General features: G+C 57.0%; 8 protein-coding genes and 1 other annotated feature (1 of these 9 only partly in view). Of the genes, 3 read left to right on the forward strand and 5 right to left on the reverse strand.

What is annotated here, in order from left to right; translation table 11 throughout:
- Positions 1-1,515 (reverse strand) — a sequence feature (mutual gap in cmsearch alignment for this rRNA model is longer than 100) (it extends 1,194 nt beyond the left edge of the window).
- Between the two features lie 699 nt (positions 1,516-2,214).
- The gene (locus DSM3645_RS23940) at positions 2,215-2,871 is read right to left on the reverse strand and encodes a DUF1349 domain-containing protein (protein ID WP_002655206.1); all 657 of its coding nucleotides are present in this window, start codon (positions 2,869-2,871) and stop codon (positions 2,215-2,217) included.
- Between the two features lie 145 nt (positions 2,872-3,016).
- Between DSM3645_RS23940 and mfd the strand changes: the two genes are divergently transcribed.
- The 3 genes from mfd (at position 3,017) to DSM3645_RS23955 (ending at position 9,546) form a co-directional block, all read left to right on the forward strand.
- Positions 3,017-6,250, forward strand: coding sequence for a transcription-repair coupling factor (gene mfd / locus DSM3645_RS23945; protein WP_002655207.1), 3,234 nt, complete (start codon positions 3,017-3,019; stop codon positions 6,248-6,250).
- Between the two features lie 96 nt (positions 6,251-6,346).
- A complete protein-coding gene (locus DSM3645_RS23950; RefSeq protein WP_002655208.1) occupies positions 6,347-8,023 on the forward strand; it encodes a peptidylprolyl isomerase in 1,677 nt (558 codons plus the stop codon).
- Positions 8,024-8,256: 233 nt separating this feature from the next.
- Positions 8,257-9,546 (forward strand): citrate synthase, encoded by a 1,290-nt coding sequence (locus DSM3645_RS23955; RefSeq protein WP_002655209.1) that lies wholly within the window; start codon positions 8,257-8,259, stop codon positions 9,544-9,546.
- A 95-nt stretch (positions 9,547-9,641) separates the two neighbouring features.
- Here DSM3645_RS23955 and DSM3645_RS23960 read toward each other — a convergent pair whose 3' ends face one another.
- The 4 genes from DSM3645_RS23960 to DSM3645_RS23975 form a co-directional block, all read right to left on the reverse strand.
- Positions 9,642-9,836, reverse strand: coding sequence for a hypothetical protein (locus tag DSM3645_RS23960; RefSeq protein ID WP_002655210.1), 195 nt, complete (start codon positions 9,834-9,836; stop codon positions 9,642-9,644).
- 188 nt (positions 9,837-10,024) lie between these two features.
- Complete coding sequence (locus DSM3645_RS23965; protein WP_002655211.1) at positions 10,025-11,332, reverse strand: Gfo/Idh/MocA family protein; 1,308 nt, start codon at positions 11,330-11,332, stop codon at positions 10,025-10,027.
- A gap of 109 nt (positions 11,333-11,441) precedes the next feature.
- A complete protein-coding gene (locus DSM3645_RS23970) occupies positions 11,442-12,542 on the reverse strand; it encodes a M14 family metallopeptidase (protein WP_002655212.1) in 1,101 nt (366 codons plus the stop codon).
- Positions 12,543-12,547: 5 nt separating this feature from the next.
- The gene (locus tag DSM3645_RS23975) at positions 12,548-13,069 is read right to left on the reverse strand and encodes a cation transporter (RefSeq protein WP_002655213.1); all 522 of its coding nucleotides are present in this window, start codon (positions 13,067-13,069) and stop codon (positions 12,548-12,550) included.
- Positions 13,070-13,162 lie beyond the last annotated feature (93 nt).

Consider the following 13,162-nt stretch of genomic DNA (forward strand, 5'->3'; position numbering starts at 1 on the left):
TCCGGGAGCGGATTTTCCAATCTCCCCATCTTGCTGCAAATCACGGGCTGTTCCACCAGCCCGATCACCTTTCGGACGCCGTCCCTCCATCGGTCCAACGTTCTAGCGCAGGAATATTAACCTGCTATCCATCGTCTACGCCTTTCGGCCTCGACTAAGGCACCGGCTAACCCTGGGCGGAATTGCCTTCCCCAGGAAACCTTAGGTATTCGGCGAACAGGATTCTCACCTGTTTAATCGTTACTCATTCCGGCATAATCACCCGATAGCCCCAACACCGCTCCTTTCGGTACGGCTCGTATCTGACTATCGGCGCTCTCCTACCACTTTCGTCCGCTGCTTCGGTGAGACGCTTACTCCCGATCATTATCGGCGCAGAATTACTCGACCAGTAAGCTGTTACGCACTTTTTAAATGGTGGCTGCTTCTAAGCCAACATCCTGGTTGTCACAGTAATTCAACCTCCTTAGTGACTGAGCGTCTCTTCGGGACCTTAACAGACGGTCTGGGTTGTTTCCCTCTCGACCACGAAGCTTATCCCTCGTGGACTGACTCCTGAGATAGTCGCCCCGGTATTCGGAGTTTGGTCCGACAGGGTACCCCGGGAAGGGGCCCCAAATCGATTCAGTCTCTCTACCCCCGGTGCGTAGTGGCTCAAGGCTAGCCCTAAAGCTATTTCGGAGAGAACGAGATATCTCCAAGTTTGATTAGACTTTCACTCCTCCCCACAAGTCATCCCCTCGGTTTTCAACCCAAGTGGGTTCGGTCCTCCACGCGGTATAACCCGCGCTTCAACCTGCTCATGGGTAGATCACTTGGTTTCGCGTCTACAGCCTACGACTAACGCCCTATTCAGACTCGGTTTCCCTCTGGCTTCAGTCCGTAAGACTTTAACCTGCCGCAGACCGTAACTCGCCGGATCATTATGCAAAAGGCACGCCGTCACCCAATAATCGGGCTCCGACCGCTTGTAAGCGTATGGTTTCAGGTTCACATACCTCCCCTAACAGGGGTTCTTCTCATCTTTCAGTCGCCATACTGAGTTCGCTATCGGTTATCAGAGAGTATTTAGCCTTACGGGATGGTCCCCGTGGATTCAGTCCAGGTTTCACGTGCCTGAACCTACTCAGGTATCTCTCGGGAGGCAATTCCGCTTTCGTTTACCGGGCTGTCACCGTCTGTGGCCGACCTTTCCATGTCGTTCAACTAGCAGATTGCTTTGTAACTCCCATGTGAGAGACCCTACAACCCCGTGAGGAAAATCCCCACGGTTTGGGCTATTTCGCTTTCGCTCGCCGCTACTGACGAAATCGAGTTTTCTTTCTCTTCCTCCAGGTACTGAGATGTTTCAGTTCTCTGGGTTAGCCACTTACGCCTATGTATTCAACGCAAGTCATTCAGGAATCCCGGGATCAACGTTCGTTTGACAACTCCCCCAGGCTTATCGCAGTCTTCCACGCCCTTCATCGCCTTCTGATACCAAGACATCCCCCATACGCCCTTAATAGCTTGACCACAAATATTCAAAGCTCTTCAGCAAAGAACATCTTTCAAGCTATCGGACTTACTTACTGCCGACGCCTCGCGGCGGCGGCTATAGATATCCGATTAATTTAACGATATTCGCTCGAGAATTTCACCTTAAAATTAACCCCCAGCTTGTAGAACCGGGGGTCCGGTTACTTTTGCATTCTCTATATTCTCACGCTCACTTCAGCGGCCGCAAACTGAACTCGCTCTCCACCTCCGCTCCCCTTCACTTGCGTGATGAGTCGCTTCCGAAGAAAGCTTGTTTCAATCGCAAACCACGTCTGCAAGACGTGATGAATGCCATCTACTTCATTTGCCAAATTGTCAAAGAACTCTTTTCCGCCGCAACTTTTCGGAGCAGCGTTCCCCTGTTGAAGTATTGCCCTCAACGAGAAGAAAGGAATTTATGACAAACCGGACCGAGTGTCAAACGGGGGCAGCGCCGTTTTCATGAAGAGTTGGAAAAAGAATCGACCGCGAAGCGAGCGATACTACCGAATTCCTCGGTGTTTTACGGGGATCGCGGCCAAATGCGGATTGTGAAAGTTTTTAGAATATCGCGCCGTCGGATCCACTTTTTCGTGACTTTGGCAAACGCTGCTTCGAGACGTCAGGACGAATTTGGGGGTCGAGATCGAACCTTTTCTGGCGATCTGGAATCCAGGCTGGATATGGCCACTCTGGCTACTTGGCTGCCGATTCCAGCAGATAGAAGTCGCGAAAACTGGCCGCGAACTCCTTTTTGGTCACGTTTAACGCAAACACGCCGACTTGGACCTGCGCCGGCAACGGCATCCGCAGCGATGTATGACGACGCCACTGCGAACCGTCGTCGCTAAGCCAAAGATAGATGCGATCGGCTCGGCGCTCGAGTCGCAGCCACATCGGCTGCCCATTCCATGCGACGTTGACGTTTTCGGTCAGCTTTCCCTGCTCATACAGTTCGGCGGAAGCAAACACGGCCCTCGCTTCGCCGACTGCCGAACGAGTCCAGCGGAGAAAGTTGTTCTCGTTTTGCCAGACAACCAACCCAGCAGCGACATAGCTGACTCGGATATTCCCGGTATTCTCGGCGGGAATCGGGAAGTCGAGGACTTGGGTTTCGATAACAAAATCTCCGCTGACTTCGCGCCAGACACGCGGCGCCGAAGTGTCCTTCAGCACCGGATTGAGATTGTGGATCCCTGGCGGAACATGAAAATCAAGCTGCCCCTGGCTTTCTTCAACGGGGCAATCTCCATGGGGATCCTCGGTCTCGCCCCAATCGGCGACTTCGGCAAGCAGCGGGGTCGCCAACACGGCCCAAACCAAAAGTCCTATCCGCAGCTTGGCAAATTGCATCCTCGCGATCCTTCTATGGCGCATTCTGGATAATCGGTCAGGCCACGATCATGTACGTAGTAGCCCCGCTTCGAGTTCAACAACGCGAAAGTTGGTTCGCACTTGGCGAAGTTGGCCTTTTGGCCGTAGAATTTCGCTGAATCGTATGGCAACTGGGACCGCGCTAGAGTCGGCGGCCGCGCAACTGCGCAGCTTGCCGCAAGGATTAGCCGAACGAACAGAGTTCCGAGAACTCGTCACTCAGATCGCTGCAGGGCGCAAAGGGACGATCGAGGGAGTCTGGGGATCAGCCTGCGCGCTGATCACCGCGGCGATCGAGCCGGATATTGCCGGCCCTCTGTTGGTCGTCTGCCCGAGTTTGGCCGATATCGACGACGTATCCGACGCTTTGCGGACGTTCAGCAGCGCCGAGATCGTGCAATTTCCCGCTTGGGAATCGGACCGCAGCGAACGTCTGCTGCACGACGAGATCTATGGCCGGCGCCTGCGGGTCTTAAAGCAACTGACGCACGGGCCGCAGCCGGCGATCATTGTGACCAGCATCGAAAGCCTGTTGCAGCCGGTCCCCAGCGCGGCGAATGTCGCCGCCAACAGCCGGCGCGTCGCAGTCGGCGACCAACTGGACGTCGAAGAACTGGCCCAATGGCTGGTGCGACATAAGTTCCACTCGACCAGCGCGGTCGAACTGCCGGGCGAATTCTCGCTTCGCGGCGGCATCCTTGACGTGTTCGCCCCCGATTGGGAGCAACCGGCCCGGATCGAGTTGTTTGGGGACGAAATCGAATCGATTCGTCAGTTCGAGATCGGCACGCAACGCAGTCTTCACCCATTGGAGACAGTTGAGATCACGGTTCTGCGATACGGCAAGGGGCAGACCGGACACTTTTCGGACTACCTACCAACCGCTTCGGCCTGCGTGCTGATCGAGTTGGAGCGGATGAAGGACTCGGCCGAGCAGTACTTGGATCGGCTGGAGAAGATCGAAGACAAGTTTGGCCTGCACGAGACGCTCCAGAAACTGCAACCGCTCGGTTCGCTTAGTCTGTCAGGCGTCGCAAGCGGTCATCTCGACGCGAGTTTGACGCTCCACTTTGAGTCGGTCGAGCAATTCAGCGGCGAGATCGAACGGGTTCGCGGCGAGCTCGAAGCGCTCAGTAACGGGCAGGACGTCTACATCATTTGTCAAACCGAGGCCGAAATCGATCGGCTGAGCGAAGTTTTTGAGGGAGGCGAACTACAGCGAGCCGGCCGACTCTATTTCGCGTTGGGACGCTTACCGCAAGGCTTTCGTTACCGCGAAGAGAGCGTCGTTTTGGTCAGCGGCGATCAGCTGTTCCATCGCGTCCGTCGCCAACGGCCGGCGACGCGCAAACTTGGAAAAGTGATCGACAGCTTTCTGGACCTGCGCAAGGGAGACCTGGTCGTGCACTTGGCGCACGGCATCGGTCGGTATCGCGGGCTCAAGAAGATTGAGAAGCAGCGGCAGGTCGAAGAGCATCTGGAAATTGAGTTTCACGGCGGGACGAAGGTCTATGTCCCGGCGTCGAAAGTCGAGTTGGTGCAGAAGTATGTCGGCGGCTCGAAATCGCGACCTCCGCTCGCCAAGATCGGCGGCGTTACCTGGCAGAAGCAAAAAAAGGCGGTCGAGCAGGCGGTCCACGATCTGGCCGGCGAACTGCTGGAAGTCCAAGCGATGCGGCGCAGTCGCCCCGGCATCGCTTTCTCGGCTGATACTCTTTGGCAGCGCGAATTTGATCTATCGTTTCCGTATGAAGAGACGACCGATCAGCTGACGGCGATCGGCAATATCAAGTTTGACATGGAGCAGCCGCGGCCGATGGATCGCCTGCTGTGCGGCGACGTCGGCTTTGGCAAAACGGAAGTCGCCATGCGGGGCGCCTTTAAAGCGGTCGACAACGGGTACCAAGTCGCGATCCTGGTGCCGACGACCATTCTGGCCGAACAACACTACAAAAGTCTCCGCGAACGGATGGCCGAATTCCCCTTCACCATCGCCCGACTCAGTCGATTCGCCTCGGCGAAGGAACAGCGAGATGTGGTGAAAGGACTGAAAGACGGCACGATCGATATCGTCGTCGGCACGCATCGCTTGGCGTCCAAAGATGTCAGCTTCCAAAATCTGGGGCTGGTCGTGATCGACGAAGAACAGCGCTTCGGCGTTGAGATCAAAGAGCGGCTGAAACAACTGCGCACCACCGTCGACGTGCTGACGATGACGGCGACGCCGATTCCTCGCACGCTGCATATGTCGCTGGTGGGAGTCCGCGATATCTCGAATTTGGAAACGCCGCCGCTGGATCGCGTCGCCGTCGAAACAAAAGTATCGCGTTGGGGCGACGAACTGATTCGACACGCGGTGCTTCGCGAACTTTCGCGCGGCGGCCAGATCTTTTTCGTCCACAATCGCGTGCAAGACATCGAGCTAATCGCCGCGAAATTGCAGCGCATTGTGCCGGAAGCGAAAATCGGCATCGGACATGGCCAAATGGGGGAAGGCGCGCTCGAAAAGGTGATGACTGATTTCATCGCCGGAAAATTTGACCTGCTATTGGCGACGACCATCGTCGAAAGCGGACTCGATATTCCCAACGCGAACACCATCTTCATCGACGAGGCGAATCGCTACGGCCTGTCCGAGCTGCATCAACTGCGCGGTCGCGTCGGTCGCTACAAGCATCGCGCCTATTGCTACATGCTGCTGCAACCAGGCCGGCATCTCAGCCCGGTGGCGGCCAAGCGCTTGCATGCGATCGAGGAGTTCAGCCACATGGGCGCCGGGTTCGCCATCTCGATGCGCGACTTGGAAATCCGGGGCGCCGGTAATATCCTCGGCACGCAACAAAGCGGCCATATTGCGACGGTCGGCTACGAGCTGTATTGCCAACTGTTGGAAACGGCCGTGCGGCGGATGAAGCGAATGCCGTCGAAAATGACGATCGATGTCGACGTCGACCTGCCGGGCGAAACCTATCTGCCGGATGACTATGTCAACGATATGCGGCAAAAGATTGATCTCTATCGCCGCATGACGCGCGTTGCTAGCGACGAGGACCTGACCAATCTGAAGGAAGAGATGCAGGATCGATTTGGTCCTTTCCCTGATCCCGTCGAGCGCATGCTGCGAATGACCGAGATCAAGCTCGACGCCGCGTTTTGGCAGATCAACGCGATCTTTCTCGAAGAAGAGTATCTGGTTTTGCAATATTCGGACCGCGGGCGCGTCGAACAGCTAGCTCGCCTGCGCGGGCGTGATTTCCGGATCGTTGATGACAAAAGCGTTTACGTTCCGTTGAAGTCGAATGAGCAGGACGCCGACGCTATCATCAACAAAACGAAATCTATCTTGCGGCCAAGTTAATCTCTTTCTATTATCGCGCCCCCTCAATAGATTCGCTATTGAGGTTCGCCAGCCAAAACTCGCTCGGGCCAGATAGCCGCCTGCACGGAGGGTTCCTTGATCCGCCGCAGTTCGATCTACATTTTCCTCACGGCGTTCGCATTGTCGACGTTCGGCTCCTTGCCTTGGTGCGCCGAGCCTGCGCAACTTTATGCACAGGGGAGTACGTTTCGTTCTTGGTTGCCTTGGGGGGGCAAAAGCACGAGTGATGATGCGCCGGTCGATCCGTTTAAAAACCGCGGAGGATCCGCGACGCCCGATTATCGCGTCGCTGCTGCGCCCAGCGCCACTGCTCCGGCGGCGACGCCCACGACGGCGCCGCTTCCCTATCCGAGCAATCCCTATGGCGCCACCGGCTACACGCCGCCCAGTCGCAGCGCCGTAACGACGCAAATCGGCGATCAGCCGAGTGGATCTGCCGGCGCCCATGAGGCGTATTCCGGCAACTACACCAACGCGACAACTCAGCCCTGGCGAGAATATCCACAAGGAGCAGCGGCGTGGTCCAACCAATCGCCGCCCGGCGCAACCAACTCGCCGCAAAACGCCTATCCGCCCCGACAAGTTGCGCCACAGCCGGCGGCGCGACCAAGTCCGTATCGGCAGAGCCAATATGGACAAAGCCAATACGCGCCGCCTGTTACGAGTCAATATCCGCCAGCACAAACGCCGACTGTCAATGCGCCGCCGGTGACCGAGCCTGCGCGAGCGGGCGTCAATAATGACAAGCTCTTCGTCCCGGCGCGCATCATTGCGTTGGTTGGCGGTCAGCCGATTTTGGCGGGAGATATTCTCGGCCCGGTGAATCAGGCGCTGGAAACCAGAATCGCCGAACTGTCGCCGGAACAGCGCGAACAGGTTACGGAAGAGGTCCTCGAGGAGCAGCGTCAGATGGCTTTGCGTGAGCTGCTGCCGGGCCTGATCGACACCAAAATGATCTATCTCGATTTCATTCGGACGATTCCGCCTGACAAGCTGTCCGAGATGCAAGGGCACCTCGATTCCCAGTACGCCGAATACCAGATGCAAAGCGACTTGGACCAGTATGAAGTCCATACGCCGGCCGAGCTCGATATCGTGCTACGTCGTGAAGGCTCTTCTTTGGAAAAGAAGAAGCGACTGTTTCTCGAACAGATTGTTGCGAGCCAACAATTAAAGACCCACGTCAAACCCAACACGGAAGTAAGCCACCAGCAAATGCTGGACTACTACCACGATCACGCGGCCGACTACGCAAGCCCGGCTCGCGCGAAATGGGAACAATTGATGGTCCGGTTTGATAAGTTTTCGAGTAAAGCGGAAGCCGAGCAAGCGATCGCCGAAATGGGAAATCAGGTCCTCCGCGGCGCTCCGCTGGACGCCGTCGCCAAGAAGGAATCGCAATGCTTTCGTGCTTCGGAAGGGGGGCTCTACGATTGGACGACCCGCAACAGCCTGAAAAACGAGACGATCGACGCGGCGATCTTTTCGCTCCCGACCAACCGACTGAGCCAGATTATCGAATCGCCGGAAGGGTATCACATTGTTCGGGTCTTGGAGCGCGATGAGGCCTCGATCAAGCCGTTTCGGGACGCGCAACTAGAAATTAAAGAAAAGATTCGCCGTGAACGCGCTAACCAGGCGCAGCGCGACTATGTCGCCGACGTCCGCAAACGGACCCAAATTTGGACGATCTTTGACGAAGAGAAGGGGGCCCAAACGGCCTCATCCGATTCTTCGGAACAACGCCGTTAGTCTGCCAGCATAAGCACGGCTAATATCGCCAACTGCGGGCAGCCCTCCTCGTCTCGATTCAGGCAGGGCTGTAGAATTGGCGGTTGTGCAGATATCTGCGGCGGCGAATTCCGCCTTCGGCTATTTTGCCGGCCGCATGCATCGGGTAGAGTATCTCTCACCTATGCTTTCACATCCATGCGACGCCAATTTGGGCGCCGCACGTCGCAATTGATGACGAAGAGGAGCCGTCGATGACTGAGGTCGCCCATCTACGTGTTCGCGATACCGAGATCGAATTACCGATCGTCGAGGGAACGGAGCAAGAGACTGCCGTCGACATCAGCAAGTTACGTGCTGAGACCGGCTTTATTACGCTGGACGACGGTTACGTAAACACAGGTTCGACCACGAGCAAGATTACGTATCTCGACGGCGAGGCCGGCATTCTGCGCTATCGCGGCTACCCGATCGAGCAACTTGCCGAAAACTGCGACTTTGTCGAAGTCATGTATCTGCTGATCTACGGCGAACTGCCGACGGAAGCGCAGATCATGGACTTCCGCAAGTCGATTCGCCGTCACACGATGTTGCACGAGGACATGCGGTCGTTCTACGACGGCTTTCCGCGCGACGCTCATCCGATGGCGATTCTCAGCTCGGTGGTCAGCGGTTTGTCGACCTTCTATCAAGATTCGCTTGACCCGCACGATCCGCGGCAAGTCGAAGTGTCGATCCATCGCTTGTTGGCGAAACTGCCGACGATCGCCGCCTATAGCTTTAAAAAGTCGGTCGGTCAGCCGTTTATCTATCCGCAAAACGACCTATCGTACTGCGAGAACTTCCTGCAGATGATGTTTGCTGTCCCCAGCGAACCGTTTCACGTCGATCCGGACTTCGTCAGCGCACTCAATCTTCTGCTGATCGTCCATGCCGATCACGAACAGAACTGCAGCACGTCGACGGTCCGCATGGTCGGCTCGGCCGACGCGAATCTGTTTGCGTCGATCTCGGCAGGCATCAGCGCTTTGTGGGGCCCACTGCATGGCGGCGCCAACGAGGCGGTCGTTTCGATGCTGGAAAAAATCATCGCCGACGACATGAACGTCGAAAAATACGTCAAGCTGGCGAAGGACAAAACTAGCAAGTTCCGCCTGATGGGCTTTGGCCACCGCGTGTACAAGAACTTTGACCCGCGAGCCACGATTATCAAAAAAGCGTGCGATACGCTGCTGGCCAAGCTGGCGATTAAAGATCCAATCTTTGAAGTCGCCCAGCGACTTGAAACAGCCGCCCTGAATGACGAGTACTTTATTGAGCGGAAGTTGTATCCCAACGTCGACTTCTACTCAGGCGTCATTTATCGTGCGATCGGCATACCGGTGCAGATGTTCACCGTGCTATTTGCGATCGGACGTCTGCCGGGCTGGATCGCCCACTGGAAAGAAATGCAAGGCTCCCCCTCGAAACGCATCTGCCGGCCGCGTCAGGTTTATACCGGTCCGACCGAGCGTGAATTCGTTTCGCTCGAAAAACGAGGCTAAGCCGAAACGCTCGTTACAATCTCAAGTTCCCACGCCAAGCGTTTTGTCGCTTGGCGTTTTTTATGAGCGATCACGTTTTAGAAATTTGTTAGCCGTTACTCTTCGCCGCCGACAACGGCGCCGCCGACCATAATCACGACGCCTAATGCGATCGCGCCCAAACGAATGCCGATGCCCGGCAAGGGGCCCCACATGTCGACCCAACTCAGCAAGATGAACTCCATGCCGACCATGTTCAACAGGAATGAACCGGCGCCCAACATCACCAACGTTCCTCCCAATCCACCCATCGTTCTGTCTCCCGTATAAGAATGCAAAAGAGTTGAAAAAGCTGTGACGAGTAACAAATTGACGGCACACCTCAGAGGGGGTCGCCGCACCGCTAAGTTACCCGTTCGGCAACTCTCAAGCAAACAAAAAATGGCTGCCTCGAATTGCTCCGCGGCAGCCATTCAGATCATCGGCAGTTACTGATCGGTTAGAGCGTCCAGCCTTTACGATACTCCTTGTGGATCAGGTCCTGGGCCTGCGGGTTGTTGTTGGTGACCTTCAGGTTCTCGGCGTCCCAATGAATCGCGTCGCCGCTGCGATAGGCGACCGTTCCCAGCAACACCGCTTCGCTCAAAGCTCCTGAATAATCGAAGTTGCAAGTGGTCGGCCCGCCGGTGCGAATCGCTTGCAGCCATTCGTTGTGGTGACCGATCGAGTCGGGGATCGTTTGCTCGGGCGACATAAAGTCGACCATCTCGCCGTCTTGGAAAACGTAGTGCCGACCGTAGTCCGACAAAACCATTCCCTTGTCGCCGACAAACAACTGGCCACTGCCCCAGTTCATTGGATTCCCCTCTTTGTCTTTGAGCTGGGCGAGCTCTGCGGGACGTTTGCCCCCGTCGTACCAGGTCAAATGGACCGGCGCCTTTTCACCGCGGGCCGGGTATTGATAGTCAGCAACGCACCAGCTGGGACAACCGACCGGATCGACCTCGGGCCCGGTGGCTGAGACGCTTGCCGGATGCTTCAGATCCAGCGCCCAGTGAACCAAGTCAACATAATGGCAAGCCATATCGCCAAACGTACCGGCGCCGTAGTCCCAGAACCGGCGCCAGTTGGCCGGATGAACCTTTTCGCTGTAAGGACGTTCGGGCGCACAGCCGAGAAACAAATCCCAGTTCAAGTTTTTTGGGGCCGCTTTGCCAAACGCGTATTTGCCGTCTCCCCAACCTTTGCCGACCCAGACGTGCGCGCGGGTGATATTGCCGATAATGCCGGAGTTAAGCAGTTCGACGACGCGGCGATAGTTATTGGTTGCGTGAATTTGCGTGCCCATTTGGGTCACTAGCTTGTTTTCTTTCGCCAGGTTGCTGACGGTGCGGGCCTCATAGACCGTGTGCGTCAGCGGCTTTTCGCAGTAGACATGTTTTTTCAACCGCAGCGCCATCGCCGAGGCCGGCGCATGGCTATGATCGGCGGTGCTGACAACGACCGCGTCAATGTTGTCCGCTTCCTTCTCTAGCATGACGCGATAGTCGGCGTAGCCTTTCGAGCCGAACCGCTTGGTCGCCGGCTCCAAATAGCTCGAATCTACATCCGCCAACGCGACAAAGTTTTCGCTTTCACATCCTGACAAGTTGGCGTTGGCGCGATTCGCGACGCCGATGCCGGCCAGATTCAGTTTTTCGTTGGGCGATTTCGATTCGGCGGCGGGAAGTTGCGAATAGAATCCGATGCCGGACACGGCGGCCGAGGTAGCGACCAGGAACCGACGGCGAGAAGTTCGCAGCGACATGACGTGGGTCTCCGAGGTGGGAAATTAGGCGGAATCAGCCTATTGAAGCAGACTTCTAATCACGATGCAAAATCGCGCACACGAATCTCGCAATTCCGCAACGACCGTATTAGTCTGTCCGATTTTCTTGGAGTTTTGCGACCGCCGCAAGGCAGATCACTTCACCGCGCATGACGGACTGTTCCCGCCAGACCGTACTCTTGGGACAGAACGCGTCGGCAGCCGACTGCTTCGCGCGATGGAACGCCGGACTGGCGCGGTCTCCCCAGAAATGGGCCTGATTCTCACGGCGCAGCGCCTGCAAGACGCGCACGGCCGAATAGGTTCCAAACTCGGCGCAGTAGTAGGCGTAGTCGATTGCGCCGGCCTGCTCAGCGCACCACAAGCCAAAGTCTCCTCGCGCCTCATAGGCGCCTGCAGCTTTACGCATGCGATCGACGGCGGAACCGCCGAGCGCATGCGCCGCTTGCTGCTGCCAGGGCGAATCGAGTTGTGGATGGGCCAAGAGCGTCAATTCTCCCCAACGTCCCAACCCGGTGTGAAAGTCCAAATGAATCACCCGGCGGCTTGCTCCTAGCCAGGCTTTCCAATGCGGCGCTAGGATCTGCTGCGCCTCGCTTGGCCCTTTGCCGCCGTAGAACAGGCCGCGAGGAAATTCGTACTGCCCGCCGGCGATCGCCTGTTTGACCTGTTTCATGCCATAACGCGCGAGCGTCGCCGCCGCACGGAAGCGAAAGCAGTCGAAACCGCCGGGGGGAACCTCGGGATTTAAGAGCGGATCTAGAACCTCGTAAAGCGGCGGCGCTCCGCGATGCTCTTCGCCGCGCCGCAGGAAAGCGCGGTTCAGATCCAGGTTCTGAGCGTCGCTGCGCCGCTGATCGACATATCCATAAGGATTGAGCGCGTGCGCCACTACAATTCGCAGGTTGGACGGGACTCCCTCGCGCAGCAAACGCCGCATCCAGCGCAATTGAATCGCGGCGCCAAGCGGAGCTTCGAGCCCATGCAGCCCGCTGGAGAGAACCAGACAGTGCGGCGCCTGGGGATCGCCCAACGTCAGCAGGTCAATCGATAACGGATCGCTTTGGGGCTCGAGCGACTCGATCGCGTGAGACTCCCACGCGCCGCCGAGCTCTTTGCCAACGGCGAGAAATTCGGCACGCGACTGGTCATAGTCGCGCGGAAACCAGATCCCCTCCGGAACGCTCACGCGACTTACGGTTTCACCTTGACGTGAAAACCGGCCGCCATCAAAGCGGCGACGACATCCGCGGCGTCGAAATCTCCCTCGACGACCATCGTCTCTTCTTTTGGCTTGGCGGTGTCCGCTTGGACGCCGTCGACGGTCGCGACCGCCTCTTTAATCGACTTGGTGCAAGCGCCGCAGCAATTGTGCAGACCGGTTAGTTCCAGACGCTTGACAGCTCCTGCTTTGACGCCGGAGTCATCCTTCATCTTCAATTTTTCGCTATCGGTTTTCGCATGAAAGCCGGCCTGGGAGATTGCGTTAAGTGCGGATTGGGCCGCTTTATCATCGTCGGCAGTCACCACCGTTTTTCCTTCTTTCGCGGTCACATCCACTTTTACGCCGGGCAAGTCTTTGACCGCGGCCTGGACCGCTTTGACGCAAGCACCGCAGCAGAGGTGCATTTTCGTTAGCGTAACGGTGGTTTCGGCCTGAGCCGCTGGGACGAAGAGGGCGACCGAAAAAATCAGTGCGAGGGGCAATCGAAACATCGGGGTTCTCCGTTCGAAGGGGGCAAGTCGGCGCATATTGTGCGATCCCCCAATTCTACCACTCGCGCATCCTCCGTCGCAAAGCCAAAATCG

It is taken from the genome of Blastopirellula marina DSM 3645 (assembly GCF_000153105.1).
In the GTDB taxonomy this organism is placed as follows: domain Bacteria; phylum Planctomycetota; class Planctomycetia; order Pirellulales; family Pirellulaceae; genus Blastopirellula; species Blastopirellula marina.